We start from the raw sequence: 17,892 nt of genomic DNA on the forward strand, positions 1-17,892 counted from the left end.
GCCCATGCCGAGACTCGGAGAACCCCGTCGCGTCCGCCGTCCCTCACGCGTAGTCCGCGAAGAAGTGGGCGGCTATGCGGCTGGTGGGGTAGCCGAGCCGTGTGTCCGTGAGCAGGCGGACGAGGAACTCGCCCGCACCGCACTCGTAGCGCTCCCAGGTGTCGAAGTCCGTGCGGATGAGTACGGTCCAGTCGTCCGGATCGGCCGCACCCGTCTGCCAGACGAAGTCGAGCTCCTGCTCCGACACTCCCCAGCGCAGCAGACCCCCCGGTTCCGGATAGACGGGATGGGGCCGCCAGAGATCCACTCCATACGTCTGCGCGGACGAGAACCAGTCGACCAGGTCCAGTCCGCGAACGCCGGGGACGAGAAGTTCGAGGTAAGTGTCGAAGCTTCCGTACCCGAACAGGTCCACGATCTCCTTGTAGTCGCCCGGCAGCCTCGTGCCCAAAGCCTGTTCGGCTGCCTGCCAGTCGACCGGAGTGCGCGGAGCCGGTTCCCAGCCGGTGAGCAGACGCAGCTTCTCGGTCCATGGGGCGCCCTCCGGCATCCCCTCCGCCGCCGGGTCCGCGCGGTGTGCGATCACGGCGACCGCGTGCTCACGTCCGGCCCGGACCACACGGGCGCACCCGATCCAGTCGTTCCACCAGGGCCACGCGCACAGTTCCCGCACTTCCTCGCCGAAGGGCTCGACGAGTGGCAGTCCGGTGCGCGCGTTGAGCGGCTCCACCCTGCGGCCGTCGTCGATCAGCGTGCGGGGGTTCCCCGCCCTGCCGGAGATCTCCTGGACGAGTTCCCGGAAGTCCGTCCCGTCCGGCACGTCCAGGAGGACGGCCGGACGGGGTTCGGGAGCGGGCCCCAGCGCGTGACGGAGGTGCTGCCAGAGGGTGTTGATCCATGCGGGTTCGGCCATGACCGGCAGTCAACCGCATGCCTCCGACACTCAGCTCACCGCTGCCCCGATGCCGCCGTCGGCCTCGTGGTGGATGGGTGTCCGCGCCCCGGTCAGCGGGGCGCCCGAGCCGCCCCGGCGCTCCGCCACGATCTCCGCGGCGATGGACACGGCGGTCTCCTCCGGCGTACGGGCGCCGAGGTCGAGGCCGATCGGGGAGTGCAGGCGGTCCAACTCGTCCTCGGTCAGGCCGGCTTCCCGCAGTCGCTGGTTGCGCTCCTCGTGCGTGCGGCGCGAGCCCATCGCGCCGACGTACGCGACCGGCAGGCGCAGGGCCGTCTCCAGGAGCGGGATGTCGAACCTGGCGTCATGGGTGAGCACGCACAGGACGCTCCGCTCGTCGATGACGGTGCCCGCGAGGTACCGGTGCGGCCAGTCGACGACCACGTCATCAGCCTCGGGGAAGCGGGCGCGGGTCGCGAAGACGGGCCGGGCGTCGCACACCGTCACATGGTGGCCGAGGAACTTGCCCGCCCGGACCAGCGCCTTCGCGAAGTCCACCGCGCCGAACACGATCATCCGGGGCGGCGGCACGCTCGACTCCACGAAGAGCGTCAGGCCGCCCGGGCAGCTCGTCCCGTCCTCCGCGATCTCCACGGTGCCGGTGCGGCCTGCGTCCAGCAGCGCCCGGGCCTCGGCGGCCGCCCTGTGGTCCAGGGGCGGACGACCGTCGAGGCTGCCCTCGTACGATCCGTCGCCCCGGACCAGCAGGGCCCGGCCGAGCAGTCCGTCCGGCCCGCGCACCACCCGGGTGAGCGCAGCCGGCTCCTCGCGGCCGGCCGCCGACAACGCCGCGCGGAACAGCGGCTGTTGGGAGCGCACCGGTGCGACGAGGACGTCGATGACACCGCCGCAGGTGAGTCCCACGGCGAACGCGTCCTCGTCGCTGTATCCGAACCGCTCCCGTACCGTGCGGCCGTCCTGGAGCGCCTGCACGCACAGTTCGTAGACGGCGCCCTCCACGCAGCCCCCGGAGACCGAACCGATCGCCGTGCCTTCGCTGTCGACCGCCATGGCCGCGCCCGGGGCCCGCGGCGCACTGCCGTCGACCGCGACCACCGTGGCGACGGCGTAGTCCCGGCCCTCCTCGGACCAGCGGTTCAGGTCCGCCGCGATGTCAAGCACCCGGTACTTCCTCCGCAGCCCGCTGTCGTGCCTCTTCCGCGGCGGCGAGGACGCGGTCGGGGCGGATCGGCAGACTGCGGTGGCGCACACCGGTCGCGTGCCAGACCGCGTTGGCGATCGCGGCGGCGACGCCCACGATGCCGATCTCGCCGACGCCCTTGATCCCGACCGGGTCCTCCGGGTCGTGGTCGTCGACCCAGTCCGCCTCGATGTGCTCCACATCGGCGTGGGCGGCCACGTGGTAGCCGGCCAGGTCGGCGTTGACGTACCCGCCGGACGCCGCGTCTCGGACCGCCTCCTCGTGCAGGGCCATGGAGAGCCCCCAGGTCATGCCGCCGACGAGCTGGCTCCGGGCGGTGAGCGGGTTCACGATGGTGCCCGCGGCGAAGATGCCGAGCAGCCTCCGTACGCGTACCTCACCGGTGGCGGTGTCCACCGCGGCCTCGGCGAACTGCGCCCCGTAGGAGTGCCGTTCCTTCCGCGCCAGGGCGCCGATGGCCTCGCTGGTGTCCGAACGGGTGGTGAGGCCCTGCGGCGGAATGGTTCCCCCGAGGGCGAGCAGGTCGCGCAGTTCGTCCGCGGCCAGCCGCACCGCCCACGCCCAGGAGCGCGTGCCCATGGAGCCCCCGGCGATCCACGCCGGGCCGAGGTCGCTGTCCCCGAGGCGTACGCGGATCCGCGCCGGGTCCACCCGCAGGGCGTCGGCTGCGACCGCGACCATGGCGGTCCGCGCCCCGGTCCCGATGTCCGCCGCGTTGATCCGTACGGTGAAACCGCCGTCCTGCTCCGCGGTCACGGCCGCCGTGGACGGGCCGACACCCGCCGGGAAGGAGGTCGCCGCCATTCCGGTCCCCAGGAGCCAGCGCCCCTCGCGACGGGCTCCGGGACGGGGGTCCCTGCCCGCCCAGCCGAAGCGGCGGGCGCCTTCCTCGAAGCAGGCGAGCAGGTTGCGGCGGCTGAAGGGCAGCCCCGACACGGGGCCCGCCGCGGGCTGGTTGCGCACGCGCAGCTCGATCGGGTCCAGGCCGCACTTCTCGGCCAGCTCGTCGATGGCCGATTCGAGGGCGAAGGAACCGGGCGCCTCACCCGGCGCCCGCATCCAGGTCGGGGTCGGCACGTCGAGCCGCACCAGCCGGTGCCCGGTGCGATGCGCGTCGGCGTCGTACATGGTGCGTCCGACACTGGCGCTCGGCTCGACGAACTCGTGCACGGTCGATGTGAGGCTCAGCGCCTGGTGGTCGAAGGCCCGCAGGCGTCCGCCGGTGTCGGCGCCGAGCGTGACCCGCTGCACGGTGGGGCTGCGGAACCCGACCAGGGAGAACGTCTGGCGGCGTGTCAGCACGACGCGGACGGGGCGGTGGAGCAGGGTGGTGGCCATCACGGCGGCCACCTGATGGGGCGCCAGGCCCTTCGATCCGAAGCCACCGCCGACGTGCTCGGAGCGCACCCGTACGGATGCCGGATCGAGGGAGAAGAGCGACGCGAGTTCGCTCGCCACCCAGGAGGTGCCCTGGTTGGAATCGAGCACATCCAGCCGGCCACCCTCCCACCGGGCCGTCGCCGCGTGCGGCTCCATGGAGTTGTGGTGTTCCTCCGGGGTGGCGTACTCCTCCTCCACGACGAAGGCGGCCTCCCGGAGCCGGGCCTCCAGGTCCCCCTTCTCCGTGTCGGCCTGCTCCATCGCGCGCTCGCCGGGGGTGTAGGCGCCGGAAGGCCCGGCGGGGAACGCCACGTCGTGCGGTTCCTGGTCGTAGCTCACCACCAGCGCCTCGGCGGCCTCCCGGGCCTGCTCGGACGTCTCGGCGACGACCAGGGCGACGGGCCAGCCGAGGAAGGGCACCCGGTCGTGCTGGAAGAGTCCGACGACCGGGTTGGGCGGTCCCAGCATGCCCATGTACCCGGTGTCGACCCGTGGCGCGTTCTCGTGGTGGAGCACGGTCAGGACCCCGGGCATGGCCCGGACGGGCTCATCCTCCACGGACCGGATCCGGCCGCGTGCCACGGTCGACAACACGAGCCAGCCGTGCGCGAGTTCGGCGAAGGGGATCTCTCCGGCGTAGCGGGCCGCGCCGGTGACCTTGTCCCGGCCCTCCACGCGGGTACGGGCGGTGCCGACCGCTCCGGTCACCGCGGTGCTCTCGGTCGTGGCGGTCATCGGGCGGCCTCCTCGGCGAGTTCGGTGAGCACGGCCGTCACGAGGTTGCGCATCAAGGTCACCTTGTATCCGTTCTCCGCGAGGGGCTCGGCGGCTGCCAGTTCGGCGTCCGCAGCAGCGGCGAACGCCTCCGCGTCGGCGGGGCCGCCGGTCAGGGCCCGTTCGGCCGCGTGGGCCCGCCAGGGCCGGGACGCCACCGCGCCGAGGGCCAGGCGCACTTCGCGTACGACACCGTCCTGGATGTCGAGCGCCGCGGCGACGGACCCGATCGCGAACGCGAAGGAGGCGCGCTCGCGCACTTTCCGGTAGCGGGAGTGCGCGGCGACGGAGGCCGGCGGCAGGGAGACACCGGTGATCAGCGCTCCGGGCGGCAGAGCCGTTTCGATGTGCGGGGTCTCCCCCACCGGCAGGTAGAAGTCGTCGATCGGCAACTCGCCGGGGCCGTCGGCTGTTTCGTACATGATCACGGCATCGAAGGCCGCGAGCGCGACCGCCATGTCCGAGGGATGTGTCGCCACGCAGTGCTCGGAGGCGCCGAGGATCGCATGGTTGCGGTGCTCGCCCGCCGCCGCGGGACAACCACTGCCCGGGGTGCGCTTGTTGCATGGCTTGGCGACGTCGCCGAAGTAGCCGCAGCGGGTCCGCTGGAGCAGGTTCCCGCCGACGGTGGCCATGTTGCGCAGCTGTCCGGAGGCGCCGGCCAGGACGGCCTGCGCCAGAGCCGGGTAGTGCCGGCGGACTTCGGCATGGGCGGCGAGGTCGCTGTTGGTGACGGTCGCGCCGATCCGCAGCCCGCCGTCAGCCGTGAACCCGACGTCACCCAGAGGGAGTTCCTGTACGTCGACGAGGAGCGTCGGCCGCTCCACACCGGCCTTCATCAGGTCGACGAGGTTGGTGCCGCCGCCGAGGAGACGGGCGCCGGGTTCCTCGGCGAGCAGGGCCACGGCCCCGGAGACGTCAAGAGCGCGTTCGTATCCGAATTCCCTCATGCCACGGCCCCCTCGGTGTCGGCGGCCGCCACTTCGGCCGCGCGCGCCACGGCCTGGACGATCGACATATAGGCGCCGCAGCGGCAGAGGTTGCCGCTCATCCGCTCACGGATCTCCTCGGCGGTGAGAGCGGGCACCCCCGCCTCCGGCCGGACGTCATCGGTCACGGCGCTCGGCCAGCCCGCCGCGTGTTCCTCGATCACGGCGAGTGCCGAACAGATCTGCCCGGGCGTGCAGTAGCCGCACTGGTAGCCGTCGAGGTCCAGGAACGCCTGCTGCACGGGGTGCAGTTGGTCCCCGTCGGCAACTCCCTCGATGGTGGTGATCGCGCGCCCCTCGGCGGCGACCGCGAGCTGCAGACAGGAGACGGTCCGCCGCCCGTCGAGCAGCACCGTGCAGGCACCGCACTGCCCCTGGTCACAGCCCTTCTTGGTGCCGGTCAGGTCGAGGCGCTCGCGCAGGGCGTCCAGGAGGGTGGTGCGGTGGTCGACGGGCAGCGTGTATTTTTCGCCATTGATGTTCAGGGTGATGGCACTGGACGTCGATGGGGCCATGATCAGCCTTCTTTCGCATTGCTTATGCGCGTCGAACGAGACGATCCCGGCAGCCGTACCCGGAGGGAGGGCGTTATGCGTGGGGCGGGCGGCCGGGACACGGGTCGGCCGCAAGGGCCGGATCTACCGTTAGGATGGGGGAAGCGGACAACCGTCCGCTTATCTGTCGAACCTAACGGACAGCTGTCCGCTTAGCAAGACTGTCGAGGTTGCGTTTCGGCGCCGCCGTTGCCGTGTTCCAGGACCGTCGCGGCCGTGTTTCCGGAAGGAGGAGGCGTGGACGAGGAGAAGAGCACGCCCCAGCGTCCGGACGCCCAACGCAACCGCGAGCGCATCCTGGCCGTCGCACTCGTGGAACTGACGCGGTCGGCGGACGCCCCGGTGAGCGCGATCGCGAAGAAGGCCGGCGTCGGCCAGGGCACGTTCTACCGCAACTTCCCCAACCGTGAGGCCCTCGTCCTGGAGGTCTACCGCTACGAGATGCAGCAGGTCGCCGACACCGCGGCCCAGCTGCTCAGAACCCGCACCCCCGACCGGGCGCTGCGCGAGTGGATGGACCGCCTGGCGCAGTACGCCATGGCCAAGGCCGGCCTGGCCGTCGCCCTCCGTACGACCGCGTGCAACGGCAGCCTGGCCCAGCTGGGCCACGGCCCGGTGACCCGCGGCATCACCCTCCTGCTGCAGGCGAACGAGGAGGCGGGCACCATCCGCCCCGGGGTGACCCCCGACGACTTCCAGCTCGCCATCGCCGGCCTCTGGCAGCTCGACCCGCACAGCGACTGGCAGCCGAGGGCCGCCCGGCTGCTGGACCTCGTGATGGACGGACTGCGGGCGGGAGCGCCCGGCGTGGGCGGGCCGCGGGCCTGAGCACAGGGGGAGTCGTGCCCGGTCGCTCACACCCCGGCCACGGCCCGTTTCGCTTGGGTGGACAGCGCGCTGAGTGCCCTGGCGGATTCCTTGCCCATCGTGTCCAGCAGGATCCTCGCGTACGCGGACCTCGCGCGCGCGAGGTCCGCGTCGCCCACTCCGGCGGTGGCGAGTGTCAGCTCCAGGTGCTCTTCGGTGATCAGCCGGCCGAGCCCGCGTCGGTGCCTTCCCGCCACGTCCGCATCGGGCGCCGGACTTCCGAGGCCGACGGCCGTCCGGGCCCGCTCCGGAGCCCGGCCGGCCGCCGCGAGGTCGCCCTTGCGGCGCTCGCGGCGGGCCAGGACGTACGCCTCCGAGGCCCGGTCCGATGCCGTGTCATGGAGCGAGAGCAGGTTGAAACGGGTGCGGGCCGCCTGCGCGTGGTCGCCGATGTCCTCCAGCGCACGGCTCAGCTCCCGGAGGCGGCGTGCGTCCGGGCCCGTGTCGTCGAGCATGCGGATGAGCGCGGCCCGGGCGGCCTCGATGCGGCCCTGCCGGAGCTCCGGCCCATGTGCGGCCGAAGCCTGCCGAGAGGACCGGCTGTCAGGAGGCCGCGCGCTCGACCGCCCCGGCCCCGTCGGGGTGGCTCAGGCCCAGGTGGTCGCGGAGCGTCGTGCCCTCGTAGTCCGTACGGAACACGCCGCGCTCCTGCAGGAGCGGAACCACCGTGTCGGCGAAGACGTCGAGGCCTTTGGGGGTGATGTGCGGGACGAGGATGAAGCCGTCGGCGGCGTCGGCCTGGACGAAGTGGTCGATGGTCGACGCGACGGTGTCCGGTGAGCCGACGAAGGACTGGCGGCTGCCGGTCTCGATGACCAGATCGCGGATCGACCAGTTCTTCGCGGCCGCGAGCTCCCGCCATTCCCGGGCGGTGGCCAGCGGGTCACGGTACATGCGCACCTGCGCCCGGCCGCGGGCGATGGTGTGTTCGCCGAGGTCCGGATCGATGTCGGGCAGCGGGCCCTCGGGGTCGTACGAGGAGAGGTCGCGGTTCCAGACGAACTCGAGGTGCTTGATCGCGGTGGCGCCGCTGACCTGCTGCCTGCGGACCTCGCGGGCCAGTTCCTGCGCCTCGGCGTCCGTTTCGCCGAGGACGAAGGTCGCGGCGGGCAGGATCAGCAACTGGTCGTGGGTGCGGCCGTGGCGGGCGAGGCGGCCCTTGACGTCCGTGTAGAAGGCCTGGCCCTCCTTGAGCGTACTGTAGCGGCTGAAGATCGCGTCGGCGCCCTCCGCCGCGAACTCGCGTCCTTCGTCGGAGTCTCCGGCCTGGAAGATCACCGGGCGGCCCTGCGGGCTGCGCGGGACGTTGAACTGCCCCTCGATGTCGAAGTGCTGCCCCTTGTGCACGAAGGATCCGGCCCTCGCGTCCCGGAGGAAGGTGCCTGTCCGCTGGTCGGCGACTATTTCGTCGCCGCGCCAGGAGTCGAACAGCTCGTTGGCCGTGGCGAGGAACTCCTTGGCCCGGGAGTACCGCTCCTCCTGCGGCAGGAATCCGCCGCGGCGGAAGTTCTCGCCCGTGAAGGCGTCCCACGAGGTGACGACGTTCCACGCCGCGCGTCCGCCCGAGAGGTGATCGAGGCTGGCGAACTGGCGGGCCACCTCATAGGGCTCGTTGAACGTGGAGTTGATCGTTCCCGTGAGGCCGAGGCGTTCGGTGACGGCGGCGAGGGCGGACAGGACGGTGAAGGTGTCGGGGCGGCCCACGACGTCCAAGTCGTAGATTTCGCCGCCCTGTTCGCGCAGGCGGAGCCCCTCGGCAAGGAAGAGGAAGTCGAATTTGGCGCGCTCGGCGGTGCGGGCGAAGTGAGCGAACGAGCTGAACTCGACGTGGCTGCCGGCCGCGGGGTCGCTCCATACGGTGGTGTTGTTGACGCCGGGGAAGTGGGCGGCGAGATGGATCTGCTTGAGCGGCTTGCCGGTGCTGCGGCCGGTGCCGTTGCTGGTGCTCATATCGGTGTTCCCTCCGGCTCAGACGGTGGCGTAGCGGTTGGCGGGGCGGGCGAGTCCGAGCAGCCCGCGCAGGGTGTCGGCCTCGTAGGCGGTCCGGAAGGCGCCTCGGCGCTGCAGTTCGGGGACCAGCCGGCGGGTGATCGCCGGGAGGTCGTGGCCGGTCACTGCGGGGCGCAGCCGGAATCCGGAGAGCCCGGACCGCTGCCATTGCAGAAGAAGGTCCGCCAGTTGCGCGGGCGTCCCGGTGAAGACCTTCGCGTCACTGGTGTACGGATCTCCGGCGAGGCCGTCGAGACGGTCCCGGCGGGCCGTGGCGACCGCGGGGTCGTCGTCGAGGAAGACCACGAGGTCCCCGAAGATGTGGAGGGGTTCCGCCGCGCGTCCGCCCGCCGCCTGTTCGGTGCGGATCTCGTCGACGATGTCGCGGGCCTGTTCGGCATCGTGCGGGGTGACGTATCCGATGTCGGCCGAGCGGGCCACCAGTTGGAAGGGCACCCTTCGGTGCGCGAGGGCGCTGACGACCGGCTGGCCCTGCGGGGGCCGGGGTGTGATCGAGGGACCCTTGACGCTGAAATGCCGGCCCTCGAAGTCGATGTAGTGCAGTTTCTCGCGGTCGATGAAGCGGCCCGTGGCCGCGTCCCGGATCTCCGCTCCGTCCTCCCAGCTGTCCCAGAGGCGCCGTACCGCCTCGACGTAGTCGCCCGCCTCCTCGAAGAGTTCGGTGGTCAGCGCCTGTACGGCCGGGGTGTCCAGCTCGTCGACGCCGAAGTGCGGGAACGTACGGCGCCCGAAGTGGGCGGCTTCGTGCTGCCGGGCCGACACCTGGATGCGCAGACCGGCCCGGCCGGTGCTCACGTAGTCGAGGGTGGCGATCGCCTTGGAGAGGTGGAACGGCTCGGTGTGCGTGGTGACCACGGTGGGAACGAGCCCGATGTGCTGGGTCAGCGGGGCCACCCGGGCGGCGATGAGCACCGCGTCGAGGCGCCCGCGCTCCTGGTCGGTGCGGCCGTCGGGCTCGGTGAAGCGCGAGGACTGGAGGCCGAATGCGTCCTCGATCGTCACGAAGTCGAGCAGGCCGCGTTCGGCTTCGGTGATGGTGTCGGTCCAGTACGCGGCGGTGAGCAGTTCTCCGGGGCGGGCCTCCGGTTCGCGCCAGGCGGCGGGGTGCCAGCCCGTGCCGTCGAGTGCGACGGCGAGGTGCAGCGGGGAGGACGGGGAAGGGTGCGGGGATGCTGATGCGGACACGACGGGGTGCCTTCCTGATCGACCGTGGGTGAGCGCCGGGCCTCTTCGAAAGGTTCGGCGTCGCGGGAACGGATCAGGAACAACAGAGCGCGCCGGCCACGCGCTGGAGGTCGATGTGCGGCCGGGAGTAGAGGTGGACGCGGGGCCGGGGAGCGAGCACCCTGACGAGCGTGCGGGACACCGATGGCATGACCCTCGCCTCCGCTCTTCCGGCTCGGCGTGGCCCGGGGGCCTCGCGCTTGCGGAACCCGGCCGGGCCCCGCCTGGTCGTCACCTGGAGCACCCCGCCGCGCGGGAGGGTTGCCGGTCAGCGAGCCAGGGCTTGACGCTGACCTCATGACCTGCCCGAACGCTACGCGCGACGGGCGCGCCGCGCAATGCCCGGTGGATCATGGTCTTGCTCATCCTGTCGTGCTCCACAACAACGCCGGCGCACCGGCTGTTCCGCCTGGCGGGAATCTTTACAAGTCCCGTACTGGGGAAGGACGATGACACCCGTGCCGATCCGGGCCGGTCAGTCCGCCAGGCCGGCGGCGACGGTCGCCCCCAACTCCCAGCACGCCTCGATGTCGCCCTTGGCGGGTTCTCCCGTGACCGTCACGGCGTCCGCCGCGCGGCGCCATCCCAGCCCCGTCGTGACCGACTCGATGGCCCGCACGGCCCCGGTGATGTCGTTCCCGCCGTGCACGTAGTACCCGAAGGGGCGGCCGCGCGTCGCGTCCAGGCAGGGGTAGTAGATCTGGTCGAAGAAGTGCTTGAGGGCGCCGGACATGTAGCCGAGGTTCGCCGGGGTCCCGAGCAGAACGCCGTCGGCGGCGAGCACGTCGGACACCGTCGCGGCCAGCGCCGCCCGCCGCACGACCCGGACTCCTTCGATCTCGTCCGTCGTCGCGCCGGAGACGACGGCTTCGAGCAGTGCCTGACAGTTCGGCGAGGGCGTGTGATGCACGATCAGCAAGGTGGCCACACCCGGAACCCTGCCGTGCCCGCCGCCCCGCCGCAAGCGCCCGCCGACCCGGCGCGCCGGGCGCCGCTCACCCCTGGCCGGTGCTATCCCATCCGCACAGGCAGCGACTTGAGTCCGTTGATGAAGTTGGACACCAGGCGGCGTGGCGGCGCCGCGGGCCGGAGCGACCCGGGCGGGAGTACGCGGCACGTCTCCTCGTACAGCACGCGCAACTGGAGGCGTGCGAAGTGCGCGCCCAGGCAGACGTGCGGGCCGTCACCGAACGAGAGGTGCGGATTCGGGGAGCGGGCGAGGTCCAGGGCGAACGGGTCGGGGAAGACGCGCTCGTCGTGGTTGGCGGAGGCGTGGAAGACGACCACCTTGTCGCCCCTGCGGATGCGAGTGCCCGCCAGGCCGGTGTCCTGGGAGGCGGTGCGGCGGAAGGTCAGGACCGGCGGGTGGCGGCGGAGGAGTTCGTCCACGGCCGTGGAGAATCCCACCGCGCCGTCGCTCAGCCGGTCGTACGCTTGTGGGTGCTCGGCCAGCAGGCGCAGGCCGCCGGGGGCCGCGCTGCGTACCGTGTCGTTTCCCGCCACGACAAGCAGGAAGAAGAACATCTCCAGTTCGGCTTCGGACAGTTCGGGGTCGGTGGCGAGGGCCGTCATCACATCGTCGGCGGGGCGCTCGCGTTTGTGTGCCACCAGGGCGTGCGCGTAGGCGAACATATCGCGCAGGGACGCCGGGGAGCGCGGGTTGACCGGCTTGCCGTCCGGGCCGAGCGCCGGCGTCCCCGCCTCGTCCGGGTCCTGGTAGCCGATGACGCGCCGGGTCCAGTGCAGCAGGAGGGCGCGGTCGGTGTCCGGTACGCCGAGCAGATCGGCGAGGTTGAGCAGGGAGTAGTCGTCGGTGACCTGGGTGACGAGGTCGCAGGTGCCGTCGCCCGCGCGTGCCTCGGCGACCGCTCGGGCGAGCAGGGCGTGCGCCCGTTCGCGTACGACCGTCTCGAAACGGTCCACGCGTTTCGGCGTGAAGGCGCGGCTGACGAGCGTCCGCAGCCGCCGGTGGTGCGGCGGGTCCTGGTTGAGCATCATGCGGCGGATGAACGGCAGGTCGTCGGGGTCCGGATCGCGGATCTGGGTGGCGCCGAGGAACGAGGAGTACGTGGACGAGTCCTTCAGCACGCGGACGGCGTCCTGGTGCCGGGTGACCGCCCAGAAGCCGGGGCCCGCAGGCCAGCCCAGCACCTCCGGCTCCTCCTGCCACGCGACCGGGTAATGGTCGCGCAGCAGGCGGTAGCGGTCGTGCGGGATGCCGAGCGCGTACTGCCGCGGGTCGAAGACATCCGGTACGGGCTCCGGCGGGGTGGGCCCGCTCACGCCGCCGCCCCGCCACCCTCCGCGTCCGCCCGCAGGAAGTCCTCGACCACCCGGATCACGTCGAGCGGCGCCTCGTCCATCGCGTAGTGGCCGCACGAGGCGAGCTCCACCAGCTCGGCGCGCGGGAACCAGCGCAACCAGGTGGCGCGCTGCAGATCGGCGGAGAGGGCCGGGTCCAGCGCCCCCACCACTGCCAGGGCCGGCACCGGCGAACCCTCGATCCGGTCGTGGAAGTCCTCCCCGGCCCAGGAATCCAGCCAGGCGCGGAACGCCTTGGCGTCGCTGCACTCGACCGAACGACGCACCATGCGGTCCAGCCAGGCCGCCGGGCGCCGGCCTCCGGTCGTGACGTCGAGGATGGCCCGGCGGTTGTCCGGATTGTGCGCAGCCCCGGCGAAGAGCTCCCACTGCTCGGGCGGCAGGGGCAGACCCGAAGCGGGAACCGGCGACACCCCGACGATTCTGCGCACCCGGTGCGGCGCGGCGGCCAGCGTGCGCTGAATGACGGAGCCGCCCATCGAGTGCCCGATCAGCGAGAAGCGGTCCCAGCCGAGCCGGTCGGCCAGCGCGAGCACGTCCGCGGCGCCCTCGGCCGTCGTGTACGCGCCGGCCACGTCCCTCGCCTCGCCGTATCCCCGCAGGTCCACCACCGCGTACTGGAACGACCCGGCGTCGAGGTCCGGCAGCAGCGGCCCGTACGCGGAACGGTCGGCGAGCCAGCCGTGCACCGCGATCACCTTGTGCGGGCCGTCACCGTACAGGGCATGAGGCAGAACGGACAATGCGGTCACACTGGCTCCCGTCACGGTACGGCGGTGATCTGTCGGTCAACAGCCCGTCCCTCACGGTGACGGCAAGCTCCGGCCCGCGCAAGGGTGCATACGGGGGATCCGCCCGCGGTGCCTTCATGACTCGCCGCCACATTCTCATGCTCGCGAATGCTCGAAACACGACGACGGTGAACAACTCTTGACATGTCACTGTCGTTCCCGCGAGAGTCGTGCCGCCCAGTGATGCCGGTCGCGTAGCGAGGAGCCCTGTCGCATGCCTCAAATCCCTGCAGTGTCACGCCGTTTGGTTCTGGGAGGAACGCTGGCCACCGGGGCGCTCGTCGCCGGAATCGGATCGGCCGCGCCTGCCTCGGCGGTCCCCGGTTCCGCGGCAGCCTCCGCACTCACCTCCGCGGCCGCTCCCCGTCGGCAACCGGGCCAGAAGTCCATGGTCAATGTGCCGTTCGAGCCCTGCGCGACGGTGCGCGTCGGCGTGATCGGGCTCGGCAACCGGGGCTCCGGGATGACCACCGGCTGGTCCGTCATCCCCGGCTGCGTGGTGACCGCGGTCTGCGACATCCGCGCCGACCGCGCCAAGCGCACCGCCGACCGGCTGGTGACGGCCGGAAAGCCGCGTCCGGCGGAGTACGGCGGCTCGGCGGGCAGCTACGCCGAGATGCTCGAGCGCGACGACATCGATCTCATCTACATAGCGACGCCTTGGGAGTTCCACTTCGAGCAGGGCAAGGCCGCACTTCTGGCGGGCAAGCACGTCGTCGTCGAGCTTCCCATCGCGACCGAGCTCGACCAGCTCTGGGACCTCGTGGACACCTCGGAGCGCACCCGCAAGAACCTGATGCTGTCCGAGAACTGCAGTTACGGCCGCAACGAGCTGGCCATGCTCAAGATGGGCCACGAGGGCCTGTTCGGCGAGCTCACCAACGGGCACGGCGGATACCTCCACGACCTGCGCGCGCTGCTGTTCTCCGACACCTACTACACCGACTCCTGGCGGCGGTTGTGGCACACCCGCTCCACGGCGTCCTTCTACGCCATGCACGGCCTGGCCCCCATCGCCGCCGCCATGGACATCAACCGCGGCGACCGGATGACCACGCTGACGGCCACCGCGACGGCCCCGAAGGGGCTCGCCGACTACCGCGAGCGCTTCATGCCGAAGTCCCATCCGTCGTGGAACGAGACGTACGTCAACGGCGACCTGGTCACCTGTCAGATCCGGACGGCGAAGGGGCGGACGATCCGGGCCGAGCACGCGGTCAGCGCTCCCCGCCCGTACAGCCGGATCAACTCGCTCGTCGGCAGCCGCGGCATCTTCGAGGACTACGCGGGCACGTCGACGACCGACGCACGTGTCTACGTCGAGCCGGATCACAGCGGCGACACCTGGCGCGACTTCGACACGTACCGCAAGGAGTTCGACCACTGGCTGTGGAAGAAACTCGGCGACGAGGCCGAGAACGGCGGTCACGGCGGCATGGACTACGTCCTGCAGTGGCGCACGGTCCAGCTGATGCGGGCGGGGCTGGTACCCGACATCGACGTGTACGACTCCGCCTCTTGGTGTGCGCCGGTTCCGCTGAGCGTCATGTCCCTCGCCGCCAAGGGGCGTCCGGTGGAGATCCCCGACTTCACCCGCGGCTCCTGGGTCAATCTGCGCATGGGCCTCGACTCGCGCACCACCGAGATGCCTCCCGTCGCCCCATGACCTCCCTCTTCAAGGAGCACGCCATGCGAACGGCCCGACTGATCAACCCGCTCAGAGCCGCCGCCGTGGCGGCCGCGCTCCTGCTCCTTCCCGCGCAGGCCGCCTCGGCCGCGCCGGCCCCGGCCACGGCGGCAACCGCGGCCGCCGAGTCGCAGACCGAGGTGACCGTCTCCCCGGTGGACCTGGACGGGCCGGTCATCGCGACGGTGAAGGTCACGGTCAAGAACTCCGCGCCGCAGCGCCTGCGTTCACTCGAGGTGTCGTTCGCCGGGCCCGTCGGATGGGCGGTCCAGCCTTCCGTGGCCGGCGTGGCCGGCTCGCTGTCCACGGGTGCCTCGGCCTCCGCGACCTTCCGTATCCAGGTGCCGGAGAAGCGGTCCGGGTTCGTGATCCGTACGTTCACGGCGACGGCGACGTACCAGGGCGGCGACGGCCTCGGAACGGCCACCGGCACCCGGACCGACCGCTCGGGATCACCGCAGGCGAACCTCGCGGCGGCGTACAACGGGGTGGCGATCACGGACGAGTCCGCCACGACGGCCGGGAACTACGACGGCGAGGGCAACAGCTTCTCGGCGCAGAAGCTCGCCGCGGTCGGCCTGACGCCCGGGGCGAAGGTCGACGCGCTGGGCGCGACGCTGACGTGGCCGGACGTGCCGGCCGGCACGAAGGACAACGTGTCGAGCGCCGGGCAGGCCGTCGCCCTGGCGGGCCAGGGGTCCAAGCTGGTGTTCCTCGGCTCCGGAGTCGGCAGCGGCGCCACGGGCACGGCCACCGTCTTCTACACCGACGGCACCTCCACCACCGGCGTGTTCGGCTTCCCCAACTGGTCGTTCGACCCGGTCGACGCACACGGGGCGACCCTGGTGAAGTCGACGGACGGCCGCAACCGGCCGGACGGGTACGGCAACGCCACGGTGAAGTACAGCGTGTTCGCCCACTCGATCGCGCTGGATCCGTCCAGGACGGTCGAGTTCGTGGTCCTGCCCGCGAACGGGAACGTCCATCTCTTCGACATGGCGATCGCTTCCTGAGCGTCGTCCGCGAACGGCCGGGGCCCCGGTGGCCGGCGCCGAGCGCCTGCCGCGGGGCCCCGATGGCCGGTCAGCCGTTGGCGAGGAGCTGGAGCGTGTCGATGACACGGTTCGAGAAGCCCCACTCGTTGTCGTACCAGGCGACGACCTTGATGTGCCGGCCCTCGACACGGGTGAGCTCCGAGTCGAAGATCGACGAGGCCGGGTTGCCCGTGATGTCGGACGAGACGAGCGCGTCCTCGGAGTACTCCAGGACTCCGGCGAGCGGCCCCTCGGCCGCGGCGCGGTAGGCCGCCAGCACGTCCTCGCGCGATACGTCGCGGGCCACGGTCGTGTTGAGCTCGACGATCGAGCCGACCGGTACGGGGACTCGGATCGAGTCGCCCGACAGCTTGCCTTCGAGGTTCGGCAGCACATGGCCGATCGCCTTGGCGGCGCCGGTCGTGGTCGGCACGATGTTCACACCGGCGGCACGGGCCCGGCGGGGATCGCGGTGCGGGCCGTCCTGGAGGTTCTGCTCCTGCGTGTAGGCGTGCACCGTCGTCATGAAACCGTGCTCGATCCCGGCGAGTTCGTCGAGGACCTTGGCCAGCGGGGCGAGTGCGTTGGTCGTGCACGAGGCGTTCGAGACGATCGTGTGCAGGGCCGGGTCGTACGCGTCGGTGTTGACCCCGAACGCGAGCGTGACATCGGCGCCGTCGGAGGGAGCGCTGACGAGCACCTTCTTCGCGCCGGCGTCGATGTGGGCGCGGGCGGCCTTCGCCGAGGTGAACCGGCCGGTGGCCTCCAGCACGATGTCGACGTCGAGGGCGGCCCACGGCAGCTGCGCGGGATCGCGCTCGGCGACCACCTTGATGCGACGGCCGTCCACGACGAGGACGTCACCTTCCAGCGTCACCGGGCGCCCCAGCCTGCCGGACGTCGAGTCGAAGGCGAGGAGCCGCGCGAGAGCGGCGGGTTCGGTGAGGTCGTTGACGGCGACGACTTCGAGGTCGCTGTCGCGCTCCAGCAGCGCGCGCAGCACGTTGCGTCCGATGCGGCCGAATCCATTGATGGCGATGCGAGTCATGAGATGTCCCTTCGTCCCTGCGGTACGCCACCAGGTTCGCTCGCCGCACCCCGTCGCGGCAGCGGCGTGAGCGCCACGGTTCGAAAGGATCACGCCATCACGCCACCGGGCCCACCGGGCTACTCGGCCCGGGCGAACGTGCGCCGGTACTCGCTCGGCGTCGTACCGAGAATCCGCTGGAAGTGGAGCCGCAGATTGGTGCCCGTGCCGAGTCCGGTCTCCGCGGCGATCTGCTCGATGCTCTGCTCCGAACGCTCCAGCAGTTCCCGGGCCACATCGATGCGGGCCCGCATGACCCACTGCATCGGGGTGTAGCCGGTGTCCTCGACGAAGCGCCGCGAGAGCGTGCGCGGCGAGACCGCCGCGTGCCGGGCGAGCGCCTCCAGGGTGAGCGGTTCACCGATCCGGTGCAGTGCCCATTCGCGGGTGGCGGCGAACCGTTCGCCGAGCGGCTCGGGCACGCTGCGGGGCACGTACTGCGCCTGGCCGCCGCTGCGGTAGGGGGCGGCCACCAGCCGCCTGGCCGCGTGGTTCGAGGCAGCCACCCCGAGGTCGCCGCGCAGGATGTGCAGGCACAGGTCGATCCCGGAAGCGGCGCCCGCCGAGGTGAGGACGCTGCCCTCGTCGATGAACAGCACGTTCTCGTCGACCTGGACGCGGGGGTGCTTCGCCGCGAGCGCCCGCGCGTAGTGCCAGTGCGTCGTGGCCCGTCTGCCGTCGAGCAGGCCGGTGGCCGCGAGCGCGAAGGCCCCGGTCGAGATGGCCGCGAGCCGCGCGCCCCGGTGATGGGCGGCGACGAGCGCGTCGACGACGGACCGCGGCGGGTCGTCGCGGTCGGGGAACCGGTAGCCGGGGATGAAGACGATGTCGGCCCATTCCAGCGCGTCGAGACCGTCGGCGACGTGGTACGACAGTCCGTCGCCACCGGCCACCAGCCCGGGCGCCGCGCCGCACACCCGTACCTCGTACGGCATGCTCGCGCGCGTCGTGAACACCTGTGCGGGAATTCCGACGTCGAGCGGTTTGGCGCCCTCGAGCACGAGGACGGCGGTGCGGTGGAGACGGGAGGCTGACACGGGACTCAGGGTACGAGGG

At 71.7% G+C, this 17,892-nt stretch carries 17 protein-coding genes and 1 riboswitch; of the genes, 3 read left to right on the forward strand and 14 right to left on the reverse strand.

The window, feature by feature from the left end:
* Positions 1-43: 43 nt before the first annotated feature.
* The 5 genes from ABTX18_RS01280 to ABTX18_RS01300 are packed head-to-tail and all read right to left on the reverse strand — an operon-like array spanning position 44 to position 5,775.
* On the reverse strand, positions 44-913 hold the full coding sequence (locus ABTX18_RS01280; RefSeq protein ID WP_352120648.1) for an SMI1/KNR4 family protein: 870 nt from the start codon (positions 911-913) through the stop codon (positions 44-46).
* A 30-nt stretch (positions 914-943) separates the two neighbouring features.
* Positions 944-2,077: an XdhC family protein gene (locus tag ABTX18_RS01285; RefSeq protein WP_352120649.1), complete on the reverse strand. Its 1,134-nt coding sequence runs from the start codon at positions 2,075-2,077 to the stop codon at positions 944-946.
* Positions 2,070-4,232, reverse strand: a complete 2,163-nt coding sequence (locus tag ABTX18_RS01290; RefSeq protein WP_352120650.1) for a xanthine dehydrogenase family protein molybdopterin-binding subunit — start codon at positions 4,230-4,232, stop codon at positions 2,070-2,072. Before ABTX18_RS01290 ends, ABTX18_RS01285 begins: the two co-directional genes overlap by 8 nt.
* Entirely contained in the window at positions 4,229-5,221 is a 993-nt protein-coding gene (locus tag ABTX18_RS01295; protein WP_352120651.1) for an FAD binding domain-containing protein, read from the reverse strand. The genes ABTX18_RS01290 and ABTX18_RS01295 overlap by 4 nt, the downstream gene beginning before the upstream one ends.
* The gene (locus tag ABTX18_RS01300; RefSeq protein WP_352120652.1) at positions 5,218-5,775 is read right to left on the reverse strand and encodes a (2Fe-2S)-binding protein; all 558 of its coding nucleotides are present in this window, start codon (positions 5,773-5,775) and stop codon (positions 5,218-5,220) included. The genes ABTX18_RS01295 and ABTX18_RS01300 overlap by 4 nt, the downstream gene beginning before the upstream one ends.
* 276 nt (positions 5,776-6,051) lie before the next feature.
* Here ABTX18_RS01300 and ABTX18_RS01305 point away from each other — a divergent pair, with 276 nt between their 5' ends.
* Entirely contained in the window at positions 6,052-6,642 is a 591-nt protein-coding gene (locus tag ABTX18_RS01305; protein WP_352120653.1) for a TetR/AcrR family transcriptional regulator, read from the forward strand.
* A 26-nt stretch (positions 6,643-6,668) separates the two neighbouring features.
* On the opposite strand, the gene ABTX18_RS01310 is transcribed toward ABTX18_RS01305, so the two are convergent.
* The 7 genes from ABTX18_RS01310 to ABTX18_RS01340 form a co-directional block, all read right to left on the reverse strand.
* Entirely contained in the window at positions 6,669-7,136 is a 468-nt protein-coding gene (locus tag ABTX18_RS01310) for a hypothetical protein (RefSeq protein ID WP_352120654.1), read from the reverse strand.
* 88 nt (positions 7,137-7,224) lie between these two features.
* Positions 7,225-8,631 (reverse strand): NtaA/DmoA family FMN-dependent monooxygenase, encoded by a 1,407-nt coding sequence (locus tag ABTX18_RS01315; protein WP_352120655.1) that lies wholly within the window; start codon positions 8,629-8,631, stop codon positions 7,225-7,227.
* Between the two features lie 18 nt (positions 8,632-8,649).
* Positions 8,650-9,876 (reverse strand): LLM class flavin-dependent oxidoreductase, encoded by a 1,227-nt coding sequence (locus ABTX18_RS01320; RefSeq protein WP_352120656.1) that lies wholly within the window; start codon positions 9,874-9,876, stop codon positions 8,650-8,652.
* A gap of 73 nt (positions 9,877-9,949) precedes the next feature.
* Positions 9,950-10,066 (reverse strand): putative leader peptide, encoded by a 117-nt coding sequence (locus tag ABTX18_RS01325; RefSeq protein WP_352120657.1) that lies wholly within the window; start codon positions 10,064-10,066, stop codon positions 9,950-9,952.
* A gap of 40 nt (positions 10,067-10,106) precedes the next feature.
* A riboswitch (SAM riboswitch) is annotated at positions 10,107-10,218 on the reverse strand.
* A gap of 172 nt (positions 10,219-10,390) precedes the next feature.
* Entirely contained in the window at positions 10,391-10,843 is a 453-nt protein-coding gene (locus ABTX18_RS01330; protein WP_352120658.1) for a flavodoxin family protein, read from the reverse strand.
* An 83-nt stretch (positions 10,844-10,926) separates the two neighbouring features.
* Entirely contained in the window at positions 10,927-12,198 is a 1,272-nt protein-coding gene (locus tag ABTX18_RS01335) for a cytochrome P450 (protein ID WP_352120659.1), read from the reverse strand.
* The gene (locus ABTX18_RS01340) at positions 12,195-12,989 is read right to left on the reverse strand and encodes an alpha/beta fold hydrolase (RefSeq protein WP_352120660.1); all 795 of its coding nucleotides are present in this window, start codon (positions 12,987-12,989) and stop codon (positions 12,195-12,197) included. Before ABTX18_RS01340 ends, ABTX18_RS01335 begins: the two co-directional genes overlap by 4 nt.
* Positions 12,990-13,242: 253 nt before the next feature.
* Here ABTX18_RS01340 and ABTX18_RS01345 point away from each other — a divergent pair, with 253 nt between their 5' ends.
* A complete protein-coding gene (locus ABTX18_RS01345; RefSeq protein WP_352120661.1) occupies positions 13,243-14,694 on the forward strand; it encodes a Gfo/Idh/MocA family protein in 1,452 nt (483 codons plus the stop codon).
* A 23-nt stretch (positions 14,695-14,717) separates the two neighbouring features.
* Positions 14,718-15,728 (forward strand): beta-sandwich domain-containing protein, encoded by a 1,011-nt coding sequence (locus ABTX18_RS01350; protein WP_352120662.1) that lies wholly within the window; start codon positions 14,718-14,720, stop codon positions 15,726-15,728.
* A 70-nt stretch (positions 15,729-15,798) separates the two neighbouring features.
* Here ABTX18_RS01350 and gap read toward each other — a convergent pair whose 3' ends face one another.
* Both gap and ABTX18_RS01360 read right to left on the reverse strand, forming a co-directional pair.
* Positions 15,799-16,797 (reverse strand): type I glyceraldehyde-3-phosphate dehydrogenase, encoded by a 999-nt coding sequence (gene gap / locus ABTX18_RS01355; protein ID WP_352120663.1) that lies wholly within the window; start codon positions 16,795-16,797, stop codon positions 15,799-15,801.
* 119 nt (positions 16,798-16,916) lie between these two features.
* Positions 16,917-17,873 (reverse strand): GlxA family transcriptional regulator, encoded by a 957-nt coding sequence (locus ABTX18_RS01360; RefSeq protein ID WP_352120664.1) that lies wholly within the window; start codon positions 17,871-17,873, stop codon positions 16,917-16,919.
* Positions 17,874-17,892 lie beyond the last annotated feature (19 nt).

It is taken from the genome of Streptomyces sp. NPDC096323, from assembly GCF_040302845.1.
Lineage (GTDB): Bacteria > Actinomycetota > Actinomycetes > Streptomycetales > Streptomycetaceae > Streptomyces.